General features: G+C 62.5%; 25 protein-coding genes. 19 read left to right on the top strand and 6 right to left on the bottom strand.

The genetic code is table 11. The features are described 5' to 3' along the window. The first annotated feature begins 47 nt into the window (after nucleotides 1-47). The 3 genes from mpl to ATH90_RS25230 are packed head-to-tail and all read left to right on the top strand — an operon-like array spanning nucleotide 48 to nucleotide 2,300. Nucleotides 48-1,397 (top strand): UDP-N-acetylmuramate:L-alanyl-gamma-D-glutamyl-meso-diaminopimelate ligase, encoded by a 1,350-nt coding sequence (mpl, locus tag ATH90_RS25240; RefSeq protein ID WP_098467430.1) that lies wholly within the window; start codon nucleotides 48-50, stop codon nucleotides 1,395-1,397. Then, entirely contained in the window at nucleotides 1,394-2,023 is a 630-nt protein-coding gene (gene ubiX / locus ATH90_RS25235; protein ID WP_010206807.1) for a flavin prenyltransferase UbiX, read from the top strand. The genes mpl and ubiX overlap by 4 nt, the downstream gene beginning before the upstream one ends. Continuing rightward, nucleotides 2,016-2,300: a YceK/YidQ family lipoprotein gene (locus ATH90_RS25230; protein WP_034109452.1), complete on the top strand. Its 285-nt coding sequence runs from the start codon at nucleotides 2,016-2,018 to the stop codon at nucleotides 2,298-2,300. Before ubiX ends, ATH90_RS25230 begins: the two co-directional genes overlap by 8 nt. A 196-nt stretch (nucleotides 2,301-2,496) precedes the next feature. Here ATH90_RS25230 and ATH90_RS25225 read toward each other — a convergent pair whose 3' ends face one another. The 3 genes from ATH90_RS25225 to ATH90_RS25215 all read right to left on the bottom strand — a co-directional run bounded on the left by ATH90_RS25225 (nucleotide 2,497) and on the right by ATH90_RS25215 (nucleotide 5,555). After that, nucleotides 2,497-3,138: an oxidoreductase gene (locus ATH90_RS25225; protein WP_034109449.1), complete on the bottom strand. Its 642-nt coding sequence runs from the start codon at nucleotides 3,136-3,138 to the stop codon at nucleotides 2,497-2,499. 29 nt (nucleotides 3,139-3,167) lie between these two features. Beyond that, nucleotides 3,168-4,886, bottom strand: a complete 1,719-nt coding sequence (locus ATH90_RS25220) for a C13 family peptidase (protein ID WP_034109447.1) — start codon at nucleotides 4,884-4,886, stop codon at nucleotides 3,168-3,170. A gap of 213 nt (nucleotides 4,887-5,099) precedes the next feature. Further along, a complete protein-coding gene (locus tag ATH90_RS25215) occupies nucleotides 5,100-5,555 on the bottom strand; it encodes a MaoC family dehydratase (protein WP_010206803.1) in 456 nt (151 codons plus the stop codon). 164 nt (nucleotides 5,556-5,719) lie between these two features. Between ATH90_RS25215 and ATH90_RS25210 the strand changes: the two genes are divergently transcribed. Genes ATH90_RS25210 through ATH90_RS25200 form a run of 3 tightly spaced genes read left to right on the top strand, consistent with a single transcriptional unit; the run spans nucleotide 5,720 to nucleotide 7,398 of the window. Continuing rightward, entirely contained in the window at nucleotides 5,720-6,073 is a 354-nt protein-coding gene (locus ATH90_RS25210) for a CidA/LrgA family protein (RefSeq protein ID WP_015886074.1), read from the top strand. Beyond that, nucleotides 6,070-6,786, top strand: coding sequence for an LrgB family protein (locus ATH90_RS25205; RefSeq protein ID WP_069078372.1), 717 nt, complete (start codon nucleotides 6,070-6,072; stop codon nucleotides 6,784-6,786). Before ATH90_RS25210 ends, ATH90_RS25205 begins: the two co-directional genes overlap by 4 nt. 21 nt (nucleotides 6,787-6,807) lie before the next feature. Continuing rightward, nucleotides 6,808-7,398, top strand: coding sequence for an LON peptidase substrate-binding domain-containing protein (locus tag ATH90_RS25200; RefSeq protein WP_034109443.1), 591 nt, complete (start codon nucleotides 6,808-6,810; stop codon nucleotides 7,396-7,398). Here the strand turns inward: ATH90_RS25200 and ATH90_RS25195 are convergent. Both ATH90_RS25195 and ATH90_RS25190 read right to left on the bottom strand, forming a co-directional pair. Continuing rightward, nucleotides 7,395-8,711 (bottom strand): bifunctional DedA family/phosphatase PAP2 family protein, encoded by a 1,317-nt coding sequence (locus ATH90_RS25195; protein ID WP_034109442.1) that lies wholly within the window; start codon nucleotides 8,709-8,711, stop codon nucleotides 7,395-7,397. The genes ATH90_RS25200 and ATH90_RS25195 overlap by 4 nt on opposite strands. 168 nt (nucleotides 8,712-8,879) lie before the next feature. Next, complete coding sequence (locus ATH90_RS25190) at nucleotides 8,880-9,563, bottom strand: DNA-3-methyladenine glycosylase (RefSeq protein ID WP_034109580.1); 684 nt, start codon at nucleotides 9,561-9,563, stop codon at nucleotides 8,880-8,882. 174 nt (nucleotides 9,564-9,737) lie between these two features. Here ATH90_RS25190 and ATH90_RS25185 point away from each other — a divergent pair, with 174 nt between their 5' ends. The 13 genes from ATH90_RS25185 (at nucleotide 9,738) to ATH90_RS25125 (ending at nucleotide 22,245) form a co-directional block, all read left to right on the top strand. Then, nucleotides 9,738-11,003, top strand: a complete 1,266-nt coding sequence (locus ATH90_RS25185; protein ID WP_034109440.1) for a glutamate-5-semialdehyde dehydrogenase — start codon at nucleotides 9,738-9,740, stop codon at nucleotides 11,001-11,003. Beyond that, nucleotides 11,003-11,647: a nicotinate-nucleotide adenylyltransferase gene (gene nadD, locus ATH90_RS25180; RefSeq protein WP_034109439.1), complete on the top strand. Its 645-nt coding sequence runs from the start codon at nucleotides 11,003-11,005 to the stop codon at nucleotides 11,645-11,647. Before ATH90_RS25185 ends, nadD begins: the two co-directional genes overlap by 1 nt. A 69-nt stretch (nucleotides 11,648-11,716) precedes the next feature. Next, a complete protein-coding gene (rsfS, locus tag ATH90_RS25175) occupies nucleotides 11,717-12,211 on the top strand; it encodes a ribosome silencing factor (RefSeq protein ID WP_010206793.1) in 495 nt (164 codons plus the stop codon). A 9-nt stretch (nucleotides 12,212-12,220) separates the two neighbouring features. Continuing rightward, on the top strand, nucleotides 12,221-12,688 hold the full coding sequence (rlmH, locus tag ATH90_RS25170; RefSeq protein ID WP_003176297.1) for a 23S rRNA (pseudouridine(1915)-N(3))-methyltransferase RlmH: 468 nt from the start codon (nucleotides 12,221-12,223) through the stop codon (nucleotides 12,686-12,688). 15 nt (nucleotides 12,689-12,703) lie between these two features. Then, nucleotides 12,704-14,602 (top strand): penicillin-binding protein 2, encoded by a 1,899-nt coding sequence (mrdA, locus tag ATH90_RS25165; RefSeq protein ID WP_034109437.1) that lies wholly within the window; start codon nucleotides 12,704-12,706, stop codon nucleotides 14,600-14,602. A 31-nt stretch (nucleotides 14,603-14,633) separates the two neighbouring features. Beyond that, complete coding sequence (gene rodA, locus ATH90_RS25160; protein ID WP_052211155.1) at nucleotides 14,634-15,737, top strand: rod shape-determining protein RodA; 1,104 nt, start codon at nucleotides 14,634-14,636, stop codon at nucleotides 15,735-15,737. A gap of 17 nt (nucleotides 15,738-15,754) precedes the next feature. Further along, nucleotides 15,755-16,765: a lytic murein transglycosylase B gene (gene mltB, locus ATH90_RS25155; protein ID WP_098467429.1), complete on the top strand. Its 1,011-nt coding sequence runs from the start codon at nucleotides 15,755-15,757 to the stop codon at nucleotides 16,763-16,765. Next, on the top strand, nucleotides 16,765-17,763 hold the full coding sequence (locus ATH90_RS25150; protein ID WP_034109431.1) for a septal ring lytic transglycosylase RlpA family protein: 999 nt from the start codon (nucleotides 16,765-16,767) through the stop codon (nucleotides 17,761-17,763). Before mltB ends, ATH90_RS25150 begins: the two co-directional genes overlap by 1 nt. Before the next feature lie 194 nt (nucleotides 17,764-17,957). Further along, nucleotides 17,958-19,115, top strand: coding sequence for a D-alanyl-D-alanine carboxypeptidase family protein (locus ATH90_RS25145; protein WP_034109429.1), 1,158 nt, complete (start codon nucleotides 17,958-17,960; stop codon nucleotides 19,113-19,115). An 84-nt stretch (nucleotides 19,116-19,199) separates the two neighbouring features. Next, on the top strand, nucleotides 19,200-19,481 hold the full coding sequence (locus tag ATH90_RS25140; protein WP_025858241.1) for a DUF493 domain-containing protein: 282 nt from the start codon (nucleotides 19,200-19,202) through the stop codon (nucleotides 19,479-19,481). Then, a complete protein-coding gene (gene lipB, locus ATH90_RS25135) occupies nucleotides 19,481-20,128 on the top strand; it encodes a lipoyl(octanoyl) transferase LipB (protein WP_049711375.1) in 648 nt (215 codons plus the stop codon). The genes ATH90_RS25140 and lipB overlap by 1 nt, the downstream gene beginning before the upstream one ends. A gap of 26 nt (nucleotides 20,129-20,154) precedes the next feature. Next, nucleotides 20,155-21,156: a lipoyl synthase gene (gene lipA / locus ATH90_RS25130; protein ID WP_162163623.1), complete on the top strand. Its 1,002-nt coding sequence runs from the start codon at nucleotides 20,155-20,157 to the stop codon at nucleotides 21,154-21,156. A 156-nt stretch (nucleotides 21,157-21,312) separates the two neighbouring features. Then, complete coding sequence (locus ATH90_RS25125; RefSeq protein ID WP_034109425.1) at nucleotides 21,313-22,245, top strand: S66 peptidase family protein; 933 nt, start codon at nucleotides 21,313-21,315, stop codon at nucleotides 22,243-22,245. A 111-nt stretch (nucleotides 22,246-22,356) separates the two neighbouring features. On the opposite strand, the gene ATH90_RS25120 is transcribed toward ATH90_RS25125, so the two are convergent. Beyond that, nucleotides 22,357-23,682, bottom strand: coding sequence for a lytic murein transglycosylase (locus tag ATH90_RS25120; protein ID WP_034109424.1), 1,326 nt, complete (start codon nucleotides 23,680-23,682; stop codon nucleotides 22,357-22,359). Between the last annotated feature and the right edge of the window lie 56 nt (nucleotides 23,683-23,738).

Below are 23,738 nucleotides of genomic sequence, written 5' to 3'. Positions count from 1 at the left end.
TTTCGCCCCCCTGCGCTAACCTGCCTCGATGTTTTACGAGGTCGACTATGCACATTCATATTCTCGGTATTTGCGGCACGTTCATGGGCTCGATGGCGGTTCTGGCCAAAGAGCTCGGGCACCACGTCACGGGCTCCGACGCCAACGTCTATCCGCCCATGAGCACGCAACTCGAGGCCCAGGGTATCGAGCTGACCCAAGGCTACGACCCCGCACAATTCGACCCGGTCCCGGACCTGGTGGTGATCGGCAACGCCATGTCCCGTGGCAACCCGGCGGTCGAATACGTACTCAATAAAGGTTTGCCTTATGTGTCTGGCCCGCAGTGGCTGGCCGACCATGTGCTGCAAGGCCGCTGGGTGCTGGCGGTTGCCGGCACCCACGGCAAGACCACCACCAGCAGCATGCTGGCCTGGGTGCTGGAGCACGCAGGCATGAGCCCGGGCTTTTTGATTGGCGGTGTGCCACAGAACTTCTCGGTGTCGGCGCGCCTGGGCGACACGCCGTTCTTCGTGATCGAGGCCGATGAATACGACAGCGCCTTCTTCGACAAACGCTCCAAGTTCGTTCACTACCGCCCGCGCACGGCGATCCTGAACAACCTTGAGTTTGATCACGCCGACATCTTTCCCGACTTGGCGGCCATCGAGCGCCAGTTCCACCACTTGGTGCGCACGATCCCGAGCGAAGGCCTGGTGATCCACCCGACCACCGAGCCGGCCTTGCAGCGTGTGATCGAAATGGGCTGCTGGACCCCGGTGCAAACCACCGGCGCGGGCGGCCAGTGGCAGGTCAAGCTGCTCAGCGAAGACGGCTCCCGGTTCGAAGTGCTGTTCGAAGGCGAAGCCCAAGGCATTATCGAGTGGGACATGACCGGCCAGCACAACGTTGCCAATGCCCTGGTCAGCCTGGCGGCTGCGCGGCATGTGGGCGTGGTGCCGTCGATGGGCATTGCCGCGCTGAGCGCGTTCAAGAGCGTGAAGCGGCGGATGGAAAAAGTCGCCGAGGTGAATGGCATTACGATCTATGACGACTTTGCCCACCACCCGACCGCCATTGCCACCACCCTGGATGGCCTGCGCAAGCGGGTCGGCGCCGCGCCGATCATCGCGATTGTCGAGCCGCGTTCCAACTCCATGAAGCTCGGCGCCCACCGCGATGGCCTGCCGGAAAGCGTCAACGACGCCGACCAGGTGGTGTGGTACGCACCGGCCAATCTTGGCTGGGACCTGCCGGCGATTGCGGCACTGTGCACCGTGCCATCAGCTGTGTGCGACACCCTCGAAGGCATCATCGAGCACGTCAAGCACCAGGCCAAGCCTGGCACCCATGTGGTCGTCATGAGCAACGGCGGTTTCGGTGGCCTGCACGGCAAACTGGCCGAGGCACTGAAATGAGCGGCCCGGAACGCGTCACCCTGGCGATGACCGGCGCATCGGGCGCGCCCTATGGCTTGCGCCTGCTGGACTGCCTGGTGCGAGAAGAACGTGAGGTGCACTTCCTGATCTCCAAGGCCGCGCAGTTGGTGATGGCCACCGAGACTGATGTGGCGCTGCCGCCCAAGGTGCAGATGATGCAGGCCTTCCTCACCGAGTACACCGGTGCGGCGGCGGGGCAGATCAAGGTTTACGGTAAAGAGGACTGGATGTCGCCCGTGGCGTCCGGATCGGGTGCGCCGGCGGCGATGGTTGTAGTGCCGTGCTCCACCGGCACCTTGTCGGCGATTGCCACGGGTGCCTGCAACAACCTGATCGAACGTGCGGCGGACGTGACGCTGAAGGAACGCCGGCAGTTGATCCTGGTGCCGCGTGAGGCGCCGTATTCGAGCATTCACCTGGAGCACATGCTCAAGTTGTCGAACATGGGCGTAACGATTTTGCCAGCCTCGCCCGGTTTCTATCACCAGCCGCAGACCATCGATGACTTGGTGGACTTCGTGGTGGCGCGCATCCTCAACTTGCTGAACATTCCCCAGGACATGCTGCCACGTTGGGGCGAACACCATTTGAGCAGCGATGAATAAGGCGCTGCTGTTAGTGCTGGCGTTGCACCTCACAGGCTGCGCCACCGCGCGCACGCTGGACGCGGCAAAACCGAACGCCCCGGTGGTGTATGCCGGCACGCGGCTGGATTTGTACGCCTTGAATGGCGGCTGTTGCGCCATGGACCGGTTTGGTGCCGAGGCGCCGGGTTATCCGGGTGTCGACCTGCCGGCGAGTGCGCTGCTCGATACTTTGTTGTTGCCGCTGTCGGTGTTGACGGTGTTGGGCGTTGGCTTCAACGCCACAGGTGGCCTCTAGAGGTGCATTGCCTGGGCTGGCCTCATCGCGGGCAAGCCCGGCTCCCACCTTTAAATCCGGCTGACCCACACACCCATGTGGGAGCGGGCTTGCCCGCGAATGCGGTGTATCAGTCGACTCATACACCGGCTGACACTCCCCCTTCGCGAGCAAGCCCGCTCCCACATTTGGATCTCTGCCAGGTCGTCAAATCGGTCTATTTGCCCAGCTTACGCAACTCATCCGACTCCACCACCCGTACCCCATCCTGCTCCTCCAGCGCCAGGCGCCACATGGCGCGGGCCAGTTCGCACACTTCGATGCCGTGGTATTTGCCCGGGATCAGTCGCGACAATGGCCCGGCCAGTTGTTCTGCCAAGCGCGGCTCCAGCCGTTCCCCCAGCAACAGCGACGGCCTCACGATGGTCAGTTGTGGCCAGTCCTGGGCTTTTAACGCTTCCTCCATTTCCCCTTTGACGCGGTTGTAGAAGATCGAAGATTTCGGGTCTGCGCCGATGGCGCTGATCACGATCAGGTGCCGCGCGCCCATTTCTCGCGCGCGCTTGGCGAACGCCACGACCATGTCCAAGTCAACGGCGCGGAAGGCGGCTTCGGAGCCGGCCTGTTTGATGGTAGTACCCAGGCAGCAGAAGGCGAGATCCACCGGGCCGCTGAGTTGCGGCAGGAACACCGCCGGGTCGCCCACCGGGTTTTCCAGGTGCGGGTGTTCGGCCAAGGGCTTGCGGCTCGGTGCGAGCACGCGGGTCACGGTGGGTTCGTTGAGCAGGCGATCGAGCAGGTGTTCGCCGGTAAGGCCGGAGGCTCCGGCAAGCAAGATATGCTGAGGCGTCAGGTACATGGTGTTTCCCCCTTGTTACACAGTTCAGCTTAGTTGCCTTTGGCTTCCTTGCTATTCATTGAGACGCTTTCGAGTGCCTTTCGTGCCTGCTGCTTGCGTAATAATTGCCAGTGGGCGATGACGCCCTTGGGGGCCCAGATCTGCGGTTCGGAGGCTTCGAAGTTGTCCGCCTGTTCGCGTTCGGCCACATGCAGTTGTGCCAGCTTGAAGGCTTGCTGCAAGTCGTCGGTCTGGTTGAAGGCTTGGGCGAAGAGGGCGTCGCCGAAGTAGGTGAAGTCGGCTTCCTCGGAGCAACCGAAGGACACACGGTCAGCCCGCGAGGCGGTCATGATCAGGGTGCGGTCATCTTTCAGGGCCGGGATGAAACCGCCGGAGTAGCAGGCGGAAATCACCACGATCTTGTCGCGGTTCTTCAGCGGCGCCAGCACTGCGGCCAACTCATCGGCCGGCAGGTCGGCCAGCTCCATGCGCGGCTGGTCCAGCACCAGTTCGTGTTCGTGGGTGCCGTGGCTGGTCATGTAGATAAACACCAGGTCTTCCGGCCCCGTACGTTCGGCCAGGGTTTGCACGGCGCGCCGCAGGCTTTCGCGGGTGGCGAGCGGGCGGTCGGCGATGTGGTCGCGGTGGTTGACCAGGCGAATCTGCCCGCGCGCGCCGAAGCGGGTGGCGAGCATGTTGCTGACGTAGTCGGCCTCGCGCAGGAACACGCTTTGTTTGCCGTCGCCGGCTACGGCCAGTGTATACAGCTCGACGGCGGCGGTGGAGGCAGGCACCGCGGCGAGGGCGGCGTCGAGCAGGCGACCCTGGGCCAGCACGCCGATCTCCAGTGGGTCGGGCAGCAGCTTGCCGTCGGCGTCACGCACCCGCATGCCGTTCACCCAGGTGCCAGCTTCTACGGTGCCGTCGTTGAGCACCAGGGTGCCTTTGCCTTGATAGCTGTCGCTGTCGAAGCCGCCGATATAGAAACTGCCGTCGGTGAGGTTCAGGCGGCCTTCGCCAGTGAAGCGCCAATCGCTGAACTGGCCGACATAATGGCTGCCGTCGACGCCGATCAACTCGCCCTTGCCGCTCAGCGCACCTTCCTTGAACTGGCCGATCCACACATCGCCGTCGGCGTTCTCGTAGCGGCCCTTGCCGTTGAGCTGGTTCTGCTTGAACTGGCCGACATAAATATCGCCATCGGCGCTGTTGAAGGTGCCGTTGCCTTCCAGTTGACCATCGACGAAATGGCCGCTGAACTGGTTACCGCTGTCGTCGTTGCGCTGGCCTTCGCCGTTCGGCTTGCCGTGGGCGAACTGGCCCTGGTACTGGCTGCCGTCCGCCAGCTCCAGGCGGCCGAGGCCGGAATACTGGTCGTCCTTGAATTCGCCGCGATAGGTCATCTGCCCCTCTTTGAGGGTGCCTTCGCCGTTGCGTCGACCGTTCTTGAAGCCGCCCACATAATGGCTGCCCGCCGTGGTCAGGCTGCCCTGGCCATCGAACAGGCCTTGCTGGAACTGGCCTTTATAGACTTCACCGTTGCTGCCATGCCATTCGCCCTGGCCGTGCCACTGGCCTTTGTCGAACTGGCCGGCGTACCAACTGCCGTTGGGGTAGTCCACGCGACCCTGGCCTTGCAGCAAGCCATTGACCACATCGCCCCGATAACGGCCGCCGTCGGGCAGGCGCGCATCGGGCGGCAACAGCGATTCGCCGTCTCCGCAAGCGGTGAGCAACAGGGCAAGGGCGAGGGGAGCGAGTGGGCGCATAGCGGGATCCGGATAATTGAGCGCCGAGTATGCCGCAGCTGCGAGTTCCATACATAAATTTACATACGCTGTGGTAAGGATTGTGCCTCTCCACAGACCCGTAGGAGCCGGCTTGCCGGCGATGGTCGTTAACGATGGCGCAGGCATTCAGGGGGAATGCGGCGACTGTCCGTTCTTCGCTGGCAAGCCAGCTCCTACAGAGGACCGGGGCGGTTACACAAAGTAGAGCGACAGCGACTCCGCAATGTAAGCCGGTTTTTCCTGCCCTTCGATTTCCAGGGTGGCGGTAGCCTTGAGCAGCCATTGGCCGGGTTTTTTCTCGGTGACGTCATTGAGTGTCACGTTCAGGCGCACCTTTGAGTTGACCTTCACCGGCTGGATGAATCGCACACTGTCCAGGCCATAGTTGACGGCCATCTTCAGGCCCTCGGGCACGATCAGCAGGTCTTCCATCAGCTTGGGCATCAGCGACAGCGACAGGAAGCCGTGGGCGATGGTGCTGCCAAACGGGGTTTGCGCGGCCTTGACCGGGTCGACGTGGATGAACTGATGATCGCCGGTGGCCTCGGCGAACAGGTTGATGCGCGCCTGGTCGATGGTGAGCCATTCGGAACGTCCCAGTTCCTTGCCGACATAATCTTTGAGCTGCGCTACGGGTACATAGGGCATTGCGTCTCTCCTTGGTTCACCGATTCTGTTTTTTATGGGTTACAGAGAACCAATGTAGATCATCATGGCCAATCAGCCTGGTCAACCCACCATGCTTTTGGCGAATGCCGGTGCATAGGGCTGGCGTGCTTATAATGCGGGCGAGTCCTGAGGGGGAAGAACGGATGCTGTTACGTGGCCTGACCTGGCTGGTGCTGTTTCAACTGATCGGCACCGCGATCAACCATTTGCTGTTGCCGGTGCTGCCGGGGCCGATCATCGGGCTGCTGCTGATGCTTGGCTTTCTGGTATGGAGGGGCGAAGTCGGCGAGCCACTGAGCCTGGCGGCCAGCAGCCTGTTGCGTTACCTGCCGTTATTGCTGGTGCCGCCAGCGGTGGGGGTGATGGTGTACGCCAAGGACATCGCCGCTGATTTCTGGGCCATTGTCGGCGCACTGGTGCTGTCGCTGGTGATCGCCATGGGCTTCGTCGGCGTGCTGATGCAGCAGATGGTCAAGCGCAAGGAGAAGGACCAATGACCTTCGACTGGCAGGGCGCATGGACGGCGGTGATCCATCATCCCTTGTTCGGCATTGGCATCACCCTCGGTGCCTATCAGCTGGTGCTGGCAGGCTTTGAGAAAACCCGCTGGATCTTCCTGCAACCGGTGCTGGTCTCCATGCTGCTGGTGATCGGCGTGCTGATCAGCTGTGGCCTGAGCTACGCCGAGTACCGCAAGAGCACCGAGATCATGGGCATCCTGCTGGGCCCGGCGACGGTGGCCCTGGCCGTGCCGCTGTACCTGAACCTGCGGCGTATTCGCCAATTGTTCTGGCCGATTTTTACTACGCTGGTGATAGGCGGGGTGCTGGCCACCGGACTGTGCGTGCTGCTGGGCTGGTGGTTCGGCGCTGAACATATGATGCTGATGACCATGGCGCCCAAGTCGGTGACCTCGCCGATAGCCATGCTGGTGGCCGAGCAGATCGGCGGCGTGGCCGCGCTGGCGGCGGTGTTTGTGCTGATCACCGGGGTGATCGGTGCGATGATCGGCCCGGCGTACCTGTCGCGCCTGGGCGTGCACAGCCCCGAGGCGCGCGGCATGGCGCTGGGCATGACCGCCCACGCCGTCGGCACTTCGGTGGCCTTGCAGGAAAGCGAAGAGTGCGGCGCCTTTGCAGCGCTGGCCATGAGTCTGATGGGCGTGGCCACGGCAGTGTTCCTGCCGCTGGCCGTGTCGGTGATTGTTTAAACCGGGTTTAAGGAAACCTTTATGAGTCTGGCGTTGTTCCCGCTCAATACCGTGCTGTTCCCTGGCTGCACCCTCGACCTGCAGATATTCGAGGCGCGCTACCTGGACATGATCAGTCGCTGCATGAAAAAGGGCGAAGGCTTCGGCGTGGTGTGCATCCTCGACGGCAAGGAAGTGGGCATGGCCCCGGACGGCTACGCGCTGATCGGCTGTGAAGCGCTGATTCGCGACTTCAAGCAGCAGGACAACGGCCTGCTGGGCATTCGCGTGGAAGGCGGTCGCCGGTTCCGGGTGCGTGACGCCGGCGTGCAGAAGGACCAACTGCTGGTAGCCGATGTGCAGTGGCTCGAAGATTTGCCGGACCAGCCACTGGACGAAGAGGATGCCGACCTGCTGGCGCTGCTCCAGGCGTTGGCCGAGCACCCGATGGTGGCCTCGCTGGACATGGACGCCCACGCCGACGGCCAACAAGCCCTGGGCAATCAACTGGCGTATCTGCTGCCCTTCACAGACGCCGACAAGATCGACCTGCTGCAACTCGACGACCCGCAGCAACGGCTGGATGCGATCCAGATGTTGCTCGACGAGTTGCAGGGCGAGTTGTTCACCTAATAGGCGTAGCGCAGCAGGGCGTGGGGCGTGCCGGTGAGCGCGATGAAGCTCAGCACGGCGACCAGCGCCGGCAGCAACAGCCACCAGGCTTTTTGTGACATCGCCGGCAGCGGGCTTCGATACTGGCTGACGCTCAGGCTGAACGCACACACGGTCATTGCCAGCAGTGTGCCGGCCAGGATGTCCGTGGGCCAATGGGCGCCAAGGTAGACCCGCGACAGCGCGATGAAGGCCGCCGGAATGCAGCCCAGCAACATCCAGGTCAGGCGCAGCCGGATAGGTTGCCCGCGACCGGCCAGTATCGCCAGGGCCAGGAAAAACGCGAACGCGCCGGACGCATGGCCGCTGGGCATGCTGAAGCTGGTCAGCGGGTCGGTCAGGATTTCCGGGCGGCCACGGGCGAAAAACAGCTTGGTCCCCGTGTTGATCACCGCCGCACCGGCGAGGGTCACGCCGACAAACACCGCATGGCGCCATTGTCGCGCCAGTAGCAGCAGGCCGGTGAAGATAGCGCTGGCAACGAACATCTTCTTGAACTCACCCAGTTGGGTGATGCGCACCATCACTTCGTCCAGCCAGGCGCTGCGGTGTTCCTGCACCAGGGCGCTGAGGCCCTGGTCGAAGTCATTGAGGTGGGGGTAGCCGATAAACAGGGCGATCAACCCCGTGAGGCTGGCGCAGCCGATCCATAAGGTGGCGCGGCGATGGCCGCGCAGGCTGCTGTTCAGGCTCAAGCCCACCACCACCGCGATACAGCCGGCAACAATGCCGGCTTCAGGCCAGAAACCTTCGGGCAATGGCAGGCGGAAGGCGGCGCCGGTCGCCCATCCCGGCAGCAGGTAGGCCACCGACCAGCCCGCGGCTGCCACGATGCTGACGGCTGCGAAGCGCGGGAAGGGCATGTCGCACATCCCGGCCACCATCGGCAGCATGGGCCGCAGTGGGCCGATGAAACGCCCGACCAACAGGCTGGCGATCCCGTATTTGTGGAAGTAGGTTTCGGCGCCGTTCATCCATTCAGGGTGGTGGCGCAAGCCGGGCAGGCGCCGGATGTTCTGGTGGAAATGTCGCCCCAGGTAGTAGGACACCCCGTCACCCAATAACCCGCCGAGGAAACCCAGCAGCAGGGTTTCGCTCAGGGACAGCGCGCCGCTGCCGGCGAGTGCGGCAATGGCAAACAACAGTACCGTGCCCGGCACGATCAGCCCGGCGATGGCCAGGCATTCCACGCAAGCGACGATAAACACCGCCACCGCCAGCCATTCGGGGTTCAGGGTCAACCAGCCGGTAATGCTATCGAGCCATTGGCCCATACAAACCTCTCCATGTAGGCAAGACAAAATCTGAGACGGTGAAGATCAACGGTGTATCAGTAAGGGAACCTGTAGCTGACGCACTGCATTCGCGGGCAAGCCCGCTGCCACATTGGATCTGCGTGTTGCGGGTATCGTTTTCCAGCAAGGGCACCCGTCTCGATCACTTCAAATCAAAAAATAGTCGCGGCCTTCGACCTGGCCACGGCGCAGCGGGTTCCGCGTGCAATAAGGCGCATAGCCAGCATCGACGAAGCGGTACATAAGGTGCTCATCGCGACCGCTGGGGATGCCCAGGCGGGTGGTCTGGATGATTTGGGTCGGCGCCTGGCCCACGTCTTCAACGTAGAGCCATTCCTGGTCGAAGCGTTTTGCGTCCCACATCGGCACCTTCAACCCCAAGGCTTTGCACAGCAGGGTCTGGCCGGCGCAGAGCTTTTGCGCGGCGCGGGGGCTGCCGTCGGCATTCGGGTTGTTCAGGAGCATCTGCGCCAGGCTGGTCGGGCCAGAGACTTCATCCACCCACGGGTATGCCGATTTGATCAGCACGGCGTTACCCGGGCCTTGGGCGCTGAAGTTCAGGGAGTCGCCGCCACGGGCGTAGTACATGTAGATATGGCCACCATCCAGAAACAAAGCCTTACGCTTTTCTGTGTAGCCCAATGACGCATGGCTGCCTTTTTCGGCCACGTAATAGGCTTCGGTTTCAATAATTCGCGCCGAAAGCCAGATTTTGCCGACGCGGTGGCGTATGACTTTTCCGAGCAATTCTCGCGCGAGAATTTGCGCGTCGCGGTCGAAGAAGCTGTCGGGCAGGGCGCTTGCGGGGCGTTGCGGCGATGAACTGGGCATGGCGGTCAGGGTAAATACGGCTAAATGTGACGGAATCATAACAACTCCCACCTTAATTACCGCTGAACCCCAGGTTTTTACAGTTCATTTCGACCATCCGCCCCTCACCGCTGTCAGTCGAGCGGCGTCACAGCTATAATCTGCCGCTTTCCTCCCTGCCAAGACTCCCTGACCATGACTGAGTCCGTTCTTGACTACATGACCCGCCTGGGTCGCGCTGCCCGTCAGGCCTCGCGGTTGATCGCCCGTGCGAGCACTGCGCAGAAGAACCGTGCCCTGCTGGCGGCCGCCGACGCTCTGGATGCTTCGCGCTCCGAGCTCGCCGCCGCCAACGAACTGGACCTGGCCAACGGCCGCGCCAATGGCCTTGAGCCGGCACTGCTGGACCGCCTGGCGCTCACCCCGGCACGTATCGACGACATGATCGAAGGCCTGCGTCAGGTGGCCAAGCTGCCTGACCCCATCGGTGAAATCCGCGACATGCGCTACCTGCCGTCCGGTATCCAGGTCGGCAAGATGCGCGTGCCCCTGGGCGTGATCGGCATCATCTATGAGTCGCGTCCAAACGTGACCATCGACGCCGCGAGCCTGTGCCTCAAGTCCGGCAATGCCACCATCCTGCGTGGCGGTTCCGAGGCGATCAATTCCAACCGGGCTATCGCGGCCTGCATCCAGCAGGGCCTGGCCGTGGCCGAGTTGCCCGCCGAAGTGGTGCAGGTGGTGGAAACCACCGACCGCGCTGCCGTTGGCGCGCTGATCACCATGCCGGAGTTCGTCGACGTGATCGTGCCGCGCGGTGGCAAGAGCCTGATCGAACGCGTCAGCCGTGATGCCAAGGTGCCGGTCATCAAGCACCTGGACGGCGTGTGCCACGTATTCATCGACGTCGCCGCCGACATCGACAAGGCGATCCGTATCGCCGACAACGCCAAGACCCACCGCTACGCCCCGTGCAACACCATGGAAACCCTGCTGGTGCACGTCGGTATTGCCGATCGCGTGCTGCCGCCGCTGGCTGCCATCTACCGCGACAAGGGCGTCGAACTGCGGGGTTGCGAGCGCACCCGTGCGCTGCTGGGTGCTGACGTGATCGAAGCGACCGAGCTGGACTGGTACACCGAATACACTGCGCCGATCCTGTCGATCAAGATTGTCGACGACCTCGACGAAGCCATCGAACACATCAACACCTACGGCTCCAAGCACACCGACGCCATCGTCTCCGAGCATTTCAGCGATGCGCGGCGCTTCCTCAACGAAGTGGATTCCGCGTCGGTGATGATCAACGCCTCGACACGCTTTGCCGATGGCTTCGAGTACGGCCTGGGTGCGGAGATCGGTATCTCTACCGACAAGCTCCACGCCCGTGGCCCGGTTGGCCTGGAAGGCCTGACCAGCGAGAAGTACGTGGTGTTCGGCGACGGTCATGTGCGCACTTGATGGCTAAACGCATCGGGCTGCTCGGCGGTACCTTCGACCCCGTGCACATTGGCCATTTGCGCAGTGCCCTGGAAGTCGCGGACGCCCTCGCGCTGGACGAGCTGCGGGTGATACCCAACGCACGGCCGCCCCATCGCGACATGCCGCAGGTGTCGCCGCAGCAGCGCCTGGAAATGGTGCGCCTGGCGGTGGAAGGCATAACGCCGCTGGTGGTGGACGACCGCGAGCTCAAGCGCGATAAACCGTCCTACACTGTTGACACCCTGGAACTGATGCGCGCCGAGTTGGCCGCGCAGGACCAGTTGTTTCTGCTTTTGGGCTGGGACGCATTTTGCGGCCTGCCCTCTTGGCATCGCTGGGAGGAACTCCTCCAGCATTGCCACATCCTGGTTTTGCAACGCCCGGATGCCGACAGCGAACCGCCGGATGCCTTGCGCAACCTGCTGGCCGCGCGGTCGGTAAGTGACCCCTTGGCCCTGACCGGGCCGAACGGGAATATTGCATTCGTCTGGCAGACCCCGCTTGCGGTGTCCGCCACCCAGATCCGTCAACTGCTGGCCAGCGGGAAGTCGGTACGTTTCCTGGTGCCTGACGCGGTCCTGGCCTACATCGATGCGCACGGGCTTTACCGTGCGTCGAACTGAAAAGGCGCGCTTGAACGTACGCACAGTCGTACAGCGAGCGCCCGAACATACGAGCAAAACGAGTTTTATATGACGAACAAAGACGTAAGCAAAGTTAAGCGCAAAGGCACCTTCAAAAGCGCCCCGCTGCCAGTAGAAGCCCACACCGGCCCTGAGCTGGCTGGCGAAGAGCTGGTAAAAGTCGCCGTGGCGGCCCTGGAAGACGTCAAGGCCCAGGACATCCAGGTGCTGGACGTGCGCGACAAGCAGAGCATCACCGACTACATGATCATCGCCACCGGTACCTCGAACCGCCAGATCGGCGCGATGCTCGACAAGGTCCGCGAAGCCGTCAAGGCCCAAGGCGTGAAGCCACTGGGTGAAGAAGGCAAGGGCGACAGCGACTGGGTACTGCTGGACATGGACGACGTGATCGTTCACATGATGACGTCCAACGCCCGCCAGTTCTACGACCTGGAACGTCTGTGGAAAGGCGCCGAGCAAAGCCGTGCCGCCGATGGCAAGCACCACAGCCCGGAAGTGGGCCATGCGCACTTCGACAAGCTGAACAAAGACCAGGAATAAGGAACGGCTGTGCGCCTGCGTCTGATTGCTGTCGGTTCACGCATGCCCAAGTGGGTGGAAGAAGGCTGGCACGAGTATGCCAAGCGTCTGCCCGCTGAGCTGTCGCTGGAACTGGTGGAGATACCGCTCAATACCCGGGGCAAGAATGCCGACGTGGCGCGCTTTATCCGTCAGGAAGGCGAAGCCATGCTGGCCAAGGTCGGCCCCAACGAGCGCATCGTCACCCTCGAAGTGCACGGCAAACCCTGGAGCACCGAGCAGTTGGCGGTGGAACTGGATCGCTGGCGCCTGGACTCGCGCACGGTCAACTTCATGGTGGGCGGCCCCGAAGGGCTGGCGCCGGAAGTGTGTGCGCGGGCGGACCAGCGTTGGTCGCTGTCGGCGCTGACGCTGCCGCACCCGCTGGTAAGGATCCTGATCGGTGAACAGCTGTATCGCGCCTGGACAGTTCTGTCCGGGCACCCTTACCACAAATAATCTGCGCCCCTCCCGATGACCCAGCCGATCCGCATCAAGGACCACGAGAAAGACGCACGTCTCGTACGCGCTCGCGTGGTGTTTGGCGCAATCATGGTGGTGGCGCTGTTGGGCGTGCTGATCGCCCGCCTGTATTTCCTGCAGGTGATCCAGTACGACTATCACTCCACGCTGTCGGAGAACAACCGGGTGCATGTGCAGCCGATTCCGCCGACCCGCGGGCTGATCTTCGACCGCAATGGCGTGGTCGTCGCGGATAACCGGCCCAGCTTCAGCCTGAGCATGACCCGCGAGCGTTCCGGCGACTGGCAGCAGATCCTCGACGTGATCGTCGAGGTGCTGCAGCTGACCCCGGAAGACCGGGTGATCTTCGAGAAACGCATGAAGCAGGGGCGCCGGCCCTTCGAGCCGGTGCCGATCCTGTTTGAACTGACCGAAGAGCAGATCGCCCGGATCGCGGTGAACCAGTTCCGTTTGCCAGGTGTGGAAGTGGTGGCGCAGTTGGTGCGGCATTACCCGCAAGGGCCGCACTTTGCGCATTCCGTCGGCTACATGGGGCGGATCAACGAGAAAGAGCTCAAGACCCTCGATCCGGTCAATTACAGCGGCACCCACCATATCGGCAAGACCGGCATCGAGCGGTTCTACGAGCCCGAGCTGCACGGCCAGGTGGGTTACGAAGAAGTCGAGACCAACGCGCGCGGCCGCGTACTGCGTGTGCTCAAGCGTACCGACCCGGTGCCGGGCAAGGACATCGTGCTGAGCCTGGACATCAAGCTGCAGGAAGCGGCGGAGATGGCCCTGGGCGGTCGTCGTGGCGCAGTGGTTGCCCTCGACCCCAAGACCGGCGAAGTGCTGGCGATGGTCAGCCAGCCCAGCTTTGACCCTAACCTGTTCGTGACCGGCATCAGCTTCAAGGCCTACGCCGAGTTGCGCGACTCGATCGACCGGCCGCTGTTCAACCGCGTACTGCGCGGCCTGTATCCGCCGGGGTCGACGATCAAGCCGGCGGTGGCGATTGCCGGACTGGACGCAGGCGTGGTCACGGCCTCCAGCCGCGTGTTCGACCCGGGCTACTACATGCTGCCCAACTACGATCACAAATACCGTAACTGGAACCGCACCGGTGACGGCTATGTCGACCTGGATACCGCGATCATGCGCTCCAACGACACTTATTTTTACGACTTGGCCCATAAGCTCGGCATTGACCGCTTGTCTGCCTACATGGGCAAGTTCGGCCTTGGCCAGAAAGTCTCCCTGGACATGTTCGAGGAATCGCCAGGCTTGATGCCGTCGCGGGAGTGGAAGCGCGCGACCCGTCGCCAGGCCTGGTTCCCGGGCGAAACCCTGATCCTTGGCATCGGCCAGGGCTATATGCAGGCCACCCCGCTGCAACTGGCCCAGGCCACCGCGCTGGTGGCCAACAAAGGTATCTGGAACCGTCCGCACCTGGCCAAGACCATCGAGGGCGAAAAGCCCGTGGATGAGAACCCGATCCCGGATATCGTGCTGCGTGATGCGTCGGACTGGACCAAGGTCAACCACGGCATGCAGCAAGTGATGCACGGCGCCCGTGGTACCGCGCGCAAGGCGGCGGTGGGCGCGCAATACCGCATCGCCGGCAAGAGCGGTACCGCTCAGGTCGTGGCGATCAAGCAGGGCGAGAAATACGACCGCAGCAAGGTTCAGGAACGCCACCGCGACCACGCCTTGTTTGTCGGGTTTGCCCCGGCGGACGACCCGAAAATCGTGGTGGCGGTGATGGTCGAGAACGGCGAGTCCGGCTCCGGCGTTGCGGCACCCGTGGTGCGCCAAGTGATGGACGCCTGGCTGTTGGCCGACGACGGCAGGCTCAAGCCCGAATATGGCGGCCCCCCTTCAAGCACCGAGGTTACGGCCCGTGAAGAGTAATTTTGACCGCATCCTCTCCAGCGAGGATGTGATGCGTCGCCGTGCGACGTTGCTGCAGCGCATGCACATTGATGGCCCGCTGCTGATCCTGCTGCTGACCTTGGCGGCCGGCAGCCTGTTCGTCCTGTATTCGGCCAGCGGCAAGAACTGGGACCTGCTGATCAAGCAAGCGTCGTCGTTCGGCCTGGGGTTGCTGTCGATGGTGGTGATCGCCCAGCTCGAGCCGCGCTTCATGGCGCGCTGGGTGCCTTTGGGCTACATCGCCGGGGTGTTGCTGTTGGTGGTGGTGGACGTGATGGGCCACAACGCCATGGGCGCGACCCGCTGGATCAACATTCCGGGGGTGATTCGCTTCCAGCCGTCGGAATTCATGAAGATTTTGATGCCGGCGACCATTGCCTGGTACCTGTCCAAGCGCACCTTGCCGCCGCAACTCAAGCACGTGGGCATCAGCCTGATCCTGATCGGCGTGCCGTTTATCCTGATCGTGCGCCAGCCGGACCTTGGTACCTCGCTGCTGATCCTGGCGGGCGGTGCGTTCGTGCTGTTCATGGGCGGTCTGCGCTGGCGCTGGATCCTCAGCGTACTGGCCGCCGCCGTGCCCGTGGCCGTGGCCATGTGGTTCTTCTTTATGCATGACTACCAGAAGCAGCGGATCCTGACGTTCCTCGACCCGGAAAGCGACCCGCTGGGCACCGGCTGGAACATCATCCAGTCGAAGGCCGCCATCGGTTCCGGCGGAGTATTTGGTAAGGGTTGGTTACTGGGGACCCAGTCACACCTGGACTTTTTGCCCGAGAGCCACACCGACTTCATTATTGCGGTGATGGGCGAAGAGTTCGGCCTGGTGGGCATTTGCGCGCTGTTGCTGATCTATTTGCTGCTGATTGGTCGCGGCCTGGTGATCACTGCGCAAGCGCAGACGCTGTTCGGCAAATTGCTGGCCGGCGCCCTGACCATGACTTTTTTTGTTTACGTTTTCGTCAACATCGGTATGGTCAGTGGCCTGTTGCCGGTGGTTGGGGTGCCGTTGCCGTTCATTAGCTACGGCGGAACTTCGCTGGTGACATTGCTGTCAGCGTTTGGGGTTTTGATGTCGATTCATACGCATCGCAAATGGATCGCACAGGTTTGAATAAGGTGAAGATGTCAATGCAAGTAATGCGCGGCTGGGCGACTCGGCACGCGTCCTGGATGGGCCTGATTGGGCTGCTGGGCGCAACGCAAGAGGCGCAGGCCGGTGACTACGATGGTTCACCCCAGGTCGCCGAGTTTGTCGGTGAAATTACCCGCGACTATGGTTTCGCCGGTGAGCAACTGATGGGCGTGTTCCGCGAAGCCCAGAAAAAGCAGGCGATCCTCGACGCCATCTCCCGCCCAGCCGAACGTGTGAAGCAGTGGAAAGAATACCGCCCGATGTTCCTCACCGACGCCCGGGTGGCGCGTGGCGTGGACTTCTGGCGCCAACACGAGGCGGTACTGGCCCGCGCCGAGCAGGAATACGGCGTGCCGGCCCAAGTGATCGTCGCGATCATTGGCATTGAAACCTTCTACGGGCGTAACACCGGCAGTTACCGGGTGATCGACGCCTTGTCGACCCTGGGCTTCGATTACCCGCCCCGCGCTGATTTCTTCCGCAAGGAGCTGCGCGAATTCCTGCTGCTGGCCCGCGAGGAACAGGTCGACCCGCTGACCCTCAAGGGGTCGTACGCCGGTGCGATGGGCTTGCCGCAATTCATGCCGAGCAGCTTCCGCGCCTACGCCGTGGACTTCGACGGCGACGGGCATATCAATATCTGGAGCAACCCCGACGACGCCATCGGCAGCGTGGCCAGCTACTTCAAGCGCCATGGCTGGGTCGCTGGCGAACCGGTGGTGATCCGTGCCGATGTCAGCGGCGATCGCGCCGACGAAGGCCTGACCCAGGGCATCGAGCCGGCCAAGACGGTCGGGGAGTTGCGGGCGCTGGGCTGGTCGAGTCAGAATGCGCCACGCGATGATATGCCGGTGACGGCGTTCCGCCTCGAAGGTGAAAATGGCCCGGAATACTGGATGGGCCTGAAGAATTTCTACGCAATCACGCGTTATAACCGCAGTGTGATGTACGCCATGGCCGTGCATCAGCTGTCAGACATGCTGGTCCAAGCACGGGGCAACAAGTAATGCGGGCATCGCCGTTCAATAAACCGCTCAAGCTGGTGGCGTTCGCCGCGTTGTCCCTGCTGGTCGTCAGTTGTTCCACCAGCCGTGGTCCGGCGCAGAAGTCCGGGGGCACGGCTGTTCGTTCCCAGCCGGGCCTGGACATCAACCGCGCGCACAAAGACGGCGCGCCGTGGTGGGACGTCGACGTGTCGAAGATCCCGGACGCCACGCCCACCCTGCATACCGGTGCCTACAAGGCCAACCCGTACACCGTGTTGGGCAAGACCTATTTCCCGTTGCAGGAATCCAAGACCTACGTGCAATCGGGCACGGCGTCCTGGTACGGCACCAAGTTCCACGGCCAGAACACCGCCAACGGCGAAGTGTATGACCTGTACGGCATGAGCGCGGCGCACAAGACGTTGCCGTTGCCCAGCTATGTGCGGGTGACCAACCTGGACAACAACCGCACCGTGATCCTGCGCGTCAACGACCGTGGCCCGTTCTACTCGGACCGCATCATCGACTTGTCCTACGCCGCTGCGAAGAAACTCGGTTATGCCGAAACCGGTACTGCGCGGGTCAAGGTCGAAGGCATCGACCCGGCCCAGTACTGGGCCCAGCGTGGCAAACCGGCTCCGTTGATGCTCAACGAGCCACAGACACCGCAACCGCAAATCACCGCGTCGGCCGGCAAGGTCGAGCAGTGGACGCCGCCGCCACAGCAACACGCGCCGGACACCGTGGCCGTGCCGCAGGCCGCGCAGGGTGCTTCGCTGGCGGGTGGGCAATACCTGCAGGTGGGCGCTTTCGCCAACCCGGATGCGGCAGAACTGTTAAGGTCCAAGCTCAGCAGCATGGTCAATGCGCCGGTGTTCATCAGCTCCATCGTGCGTAACCAGCAGACGTTGCACCGAGTACGCATGGGCCCGATCGGTTCGCCGAGCGAGGTCGCGCAAGTGCAGAACAGCGTGCGCCTGGCCAACCTGGGGCAACCCAGCGTAGTGACGGCGGAATAAGCCCTGCCGAAGAATAGAGAATTGATGGTTCAGGCTCGTGCGCGGGCTTGAACCCTGGTTGTTGGCTCGTTGAAGAATAAAAACCCAGGGGCAAGGGGTGAGCGGGCAACCGAACACGTGACAGTCTGGAAGCGGGCTGTCTGAATAAGTTTTGCCCGCGAGGGCAAGTTTCCATAAGCAATTTCGAGAGACGGATGAACATCACCACCTTAGCCAAACGCACGTGCCTGCTTATCTCGCTGATCATCACCCCGGCCGCCTGGGCGGTTGAAATGGTGCCAGCTTCACCGCAACTGGCCGCCAAGTCCTGGGTCCTCATGGATGCCGCCAGTGGCAACGTGCTGGTCGAGAGCAATGGTGACCAGCGCCTGCCGCCTGCCAGCCTGACCAAACTGATGACCGCCTACATCGCGACCCTGGAAATCCGTCGCGGCCAGATCGGCGAGAACGACCCGGTGACGGTCAGCGAAAACGCCTGGCGTACCGGTGGTTCGCGGATGTTCATCAAGGTCGGCTCGCAGGTCACCGTGAGCGACCTGCTGCACGGCATCATCATCCAGTCCGGTAACGACGCCAGCGTCGCCCTGGCCGAGCACATCGCCGGCAGCGAAGACGCGTTCGCCGACATGATGAACAAAACCGTGGCCGACCTGGGCATGACCAACAGCCACTTCATGAACCCGACCGGCCTGCCGAACCCAGAGCACTACTCGTCGGCTCATGACATGGCGATCCTGGCGCGCGCGATCATCCGTGTCGACCCGGTGCACTACGCGATCTACTCCCAGAAGGAATTCTTCTGGAACAACATCAAGCAGCCTAACCGCAACCTGCTGCTGTGGCGCGACAAGACTGTCGATGGCCTGAAAACCGGCCACACCGACGAAGCCGGCTACTGCATGGTGTCGTCTGCTGTCCGTGACGGCCAACGCCTGATCGCCGTAGTCTTCGGCACCAACAGCGAACAGGCCCGTGCGGCCGAGACGCAAAAACTGCTGACCTACGGTTTCCGTTTCTTCGAAACCCAGACCTTCTACCAGAAGGGTGCTGAGCTGGCGACCGCGCCGGTGTGGAAAGGCGCTACCTCCCAGGTCAAGGCCGGCCTGGCTGACGACCTGACCCTGACCATGCCTAAAGGCCAGCTGAAAAAGCTCGCGGCCAGCATGACCATGAACCCGCAATTGGTTGCCCCAATCGCCAAGGGTGATGTGATCGGCAAGGTCGAAGTGAAGCTGGACGACAAAGTGGTGCACAGTGCCGACCTGATCGCGCTGGACGCCGTCGACGAGGGTGGTATCTTCCGCCGCGTCTGGGATAGCATCCGTCTATTCTTCTACAGCTTGTTCAACTGATAGTGTGCACCTGCAAAGCCCCGTGTTGATCCGACACGGGGCTTTGCCCGTCGCCACGGCTTACGCTTACGAGGCCGTTACGCCATGACCGATAAAGAAGTAGAAGTAAAGGCGCCCAAGATCGAATTCCCAGTGACGGATTATCCCGTCAAGGTGATCAGCGATACCGGCGTGGGCCGCAAGGACAAGATTCTCGAGATCGTCAGAAAGTACGCGACGATCAACGACAACCGCGTGGACGAGCGTCAAAGCTCCACGGGTAAATACACCACGATCCAGTTGCACATCGTTGCGACGGATCAGGACCAGCTCTACAACATCAACAGCGAACTGCGGGCTACCGGCTTCGTGCACATGGTGCTGTGATGTCACAGGTCCTGGGCTTTCGCGAGCTCGGTCGGATGGACTACGAGCCCGTCTGGCACGCCATGCAGCGGTTCACAAATGAGCGCGGCACGTCGGCCCCCGATGAGATCTGGCTGGTCGAACACCCGCCGGTCTTCACCCAGGGCCAGGCTGGCAAGGCTGAGCATCTGTTGTTGCCGGGTGATATTCCGGTGGTGCAGGTCGACCGAGGTGGCCAAGTGACTTACCATGGTCCGGGCCAACTGGTGGCTTACCTGCTGCTGGATGTGCGCAAGCTGGGGTTTGGCGTGCGCGACCTGGTCAGCCGCATGGAGGCTTGCCTGATCGAACTGTTGGCCAGTTACGGCGTGACCGCCGCGGCCAAGCCGGATGCACCGGGTGTGTATGTCGACGGCGCGAAAATCGCCTCCCTGGGCCTGCGCATTCGCCACGGTTGTTCCTTTCATGGCCTGGCCCTGAACGTGGACATGGACCTGGCACCGTTCCGGCGGATCAACCCGTGTGGTTATGCCGGGTTGGCGATGACGCAACTGAGTGACCACGCCACACCGATTAAATTTGCCGAGGTAAGTGCCCGGCTGCGTGCGCAGCTCGTCAAACACCTCGACTATGCTGAGCAGACGACCCTCACGGGCGGAATCGACTGATTATGACTACTGATGCAGTGCAAACCATGATCCCGACGCTGGACGTCACCGAACGTCCGGCCCCGGCCCCGCGTGCCAAGGTGGAAGCCGGCGTCAAGCTGCGCGGCGCCGAGAAGGTTGCACGCATCCCGGTGAAGATCATTCCGACCACCGAACTGCCGAAGAAGCCTGACTGGATCCGCGTGCGCATCCCGGTTTCGCCGGAAGTCGACCGTATCAAGGCCCTGCTGCGCAAGCACAAGCTGCACAGCGTGTGCGAAGAAGCGTCCTGCCCGAACCTGGGTGAGTGCTTCTCCGGCGGCACCGCCACTTTCATGATCATGGGTGACATCTGCACCCGTCGTTGTCCGTTCTGCGACGTGGGCCACGGTCGTCCGAAACCACTGGACGTCAATGAGCCGGAAAGCCTGGCCATCGCCATCGCCGACCTGAAACTCAAGTATGTAGTGATCACTTCGGTAGACCGCGACGACCTGCGTGACGGCGGTGCCCAGCACTTTGCCGACTGCATCCGCGAAATCCGCAAGCTGTCGCCGAACGTGATGCTCGAAACCCTGGTCCCGGACTACCGTGGGCGTATGGACGTGGCGCTGGAAATCACCGCCGCCGAGCCGCCGGATGTGTTCAACCACAACCTTGAAACCGTGCCGCGCCTGTACAAGGCTGCCCGCCCCGGTTCGGACTACCAGTGGTCGCTGACCCTGCTGCAGAAATTCAAGCAGATGATGCCGCACATCCCGACCAAGTCCGGCTTGATGCTGGGCCTTGGCGAGACCGACGAAGAAGTGATCGAAGTCATGAAACGCATGCGCGAACACGACATCGACATGTTGACCCTGGGCCAGTACCTGCAACCGTCCCGCAGCCACTTGCCAGTGCAGCGTTTCGTGCACCCGGACACCTTCGCCTGGTTCGCCGAAGAAGGCTACAAGATGGGCTTCAAGAACGTGGCCTCGGGCCCGTTGGTCCGTTCCTCGTACCATGCGGACGAGCAGGCCAAGCTGGTCAAGGCGAGCCTGGTCTCGTAAGCCGCACCGCAATTGAATGTGGAGGCGGGCTTGTGTGGGAGCGGGCTTGCTCGCGAAATCGGTGTATCAGTCACCTGGTTTATAGGCTGATACTCCGCGTTCGCGAGCAAGCCCGCTCCCACATTGGGTTCTGCGTCGATGTTGGGGAGACCATGGATGACCGGTAAAGTAACCGCCGCTGTACCCGCCCTTCGCCCCGAAGGCACGATCGCCCTGATCGCCCCCGCCGGCCCTGCCGCGCTGGACGTCGAAAAAGCCGGCCAATGGATGCGCGCACGCGGCTATGAGTTGCGAATCTTCCCGGGTGTCTATGAGCGCGACGGCTACCTCGCCGGCAGCGATAAAGTCCGCCTTGCCGACCTTCACAATGCCTTTGCCGACCCTGAAATCGACGCCGTTTTCTGCCTGCGCGGCGGCTACGGTACGCCACGTCTGCTCGATAGCCTGGACTTCGACCTGCTACGTGCCAACCCCAAGCCCTTCGTGGGTTACAGCGACATCACCGCGCTGCATCTGGCAATCAGCCGCTACGCGGGTTTTGTGACCTTCCACGGACCGATGCTCAACGCCGATCTGCTCGGCGACAAGCAACAACCCACCGAGTCCTCCCTGTTCAACCTGCTACGCGGCCACTTGAGCGCCGGCAGTGAGTTGATGCACCCGGTGGCCTATCCACTGACCACCCTCGAACCTGGCATCGCCTGCGGGCGCTTGCTGGGTGGCAACCTGTCGATGATCGCGGCGGTCATGGGCACGCCTTACGAGATCGATGCAGAAGGCATCATCCTGCTGATCGAGGACGTCAACGAGCCGATTTATCGCATTGACCGCCTGCTGACGCACCTGCGTCTTGCCGGCAAGTTGGCACAGGTTGCTGGCGTGCTGGTGGGTGATGTGGCGGGCGTGGATAACATGGCGTTGGCGCGGTTGCTGAAGCAGACCTTCGCGCCACTGGGTATCCCGGTATTGGCCGGCTGGCGCAGTGGGCATTGTGACCCGAACTTGACGTTGCCAATGGGCGCGCGGGTGCGGCTGGATGCGGGGGAGAAGAGGCTGGTGTTGGAGCAGGATGTCGTGCTCAAACCCTGAGCGTGATGGTGTTTCCCCGGTCGTCTTTACAGGCATGCCAGCGCCCACGGTTGGAACGCATTCCCGTGGGGGCTGGCTTGCCTGCGATAGCGGTAGTTGCCTTACGACGATCTACCGACCCTGCAACGATTCCAGCAGTTTTACCGTCGGATAGCCATCTGCCGGCCAGCCCAGCGCCTGCTGTGCCGCACGGATCGCCTTGCGCGTGTTGGCGCCAATAATCCCGTCCGGGTTGCCCGCGTCATAGCCGTTGGCACTCAGGGCCGTCTGCAAGTCGATGCGCTGGGAGCGGCTCAGCGGCAGCTCGTCCTTCGGCCAATCGCCGCGAATCACGCCACCACCACCGAAGCGTTCCGACAGCAGGCCAACCGCCAGCGCGTAGGACGACGAGTTGTTGTACTTGAGGATTGCGCGGAAGTTATCCAGCACCAGGAACGCAGGGCCGCGATAACCCGCCGGCAGCAGCAGGGCGGCGGACAGTTGGTCGACGTTGGGCGGCATGCTCGCGCCAGGCGGCAGTTGGATGCCCAGTTTCAGCCACTCGGCGATGGTTTTGCGCACGCCACCGTCAGCCAGGGCGTAGTCGAAGTTCGCCGGCAGCTGTTTCACCTCGAAGCCCCACGGCTGGCCTTTCTGCCAGCCAGAGCTTTGCAGGTAATGCGCGGTGGAGGCTAGGGCATCGGCCGGGCTGTTCCAGATGTCGCGGCGACCGTCGCCATCGAAGTCCACGGCGTGGGTGTTATAGGTGGTCGGGATAAATTGGGTCTGGCCCATGGCCCCGGCCCAGGAGCCTTTCATCTGGTCAGCCTGGATGTCGCCGTGCTGGATGATTTGCAACGCCGCCAGCAACTGCGCCTGGGCAAACGCCGGGCGACGGCCTTCGTAGGCCAGGGTCGCCAGCGAGCGGATCACCGAGTTGTTGCCCTGGAACTGGCCAAAGTTGCTCTCCATGCCCCAGACCGACACCAGCGCCTGGCGGTCGACGCCATACCGCTGTTCGATGCTTTGCAGGATATCGGCGTACTTGATCAGCAATGCCTGGCCATTACGCACGCGCACGGGCGACAGGGCGCCGTCGAGGTATTCCCACACCGGCCGGGAAAATTCCGGCTGGCTGCGGTCGGCGCGGATCACCGCCATGTCGGGGGTGACATTGGCGAAGGCATTGTCGAAAACGGCCGCGGTGATACCGGCCTGCAGGGCCTGCACGCGAAAGCCAGCCTGCCATTCGGCAAAGGTCTGGGTCGGCTGGATATCGAGGTTGTCCACGGCCAGCGGTGCCACGACAGCGGGCGCTACCACGGGGGCGGTCTGGAGCTTGGGCAGCGGTTGAGCGTCGGCGGCGGTGGGTTTCTCCGCACAGGCGACAAGCAGAATGAGGCTGGAGGCAGCGATCAGTTGGCGAAGGTGCCAACGACGGGAAAGACTAGAGGGCATGCACAGGTCCAGGGATTACAAATCAGGTACAGACCTTATCATGCCAGAGGGGCGCT

It is taken from the genome of Pseudomonas lurida (assembly GCF_002563895.1).
GTDB lineage: Bacteria > Pseudomonadota > Gammaproteobacteria > Pseudomonadales > Pseudomonadaceae > Aquipseudomonas > Aquipseudomonas lurida.
This window is presented reverse-complemented; position numbering and strand designations above follow the sequence as displayed.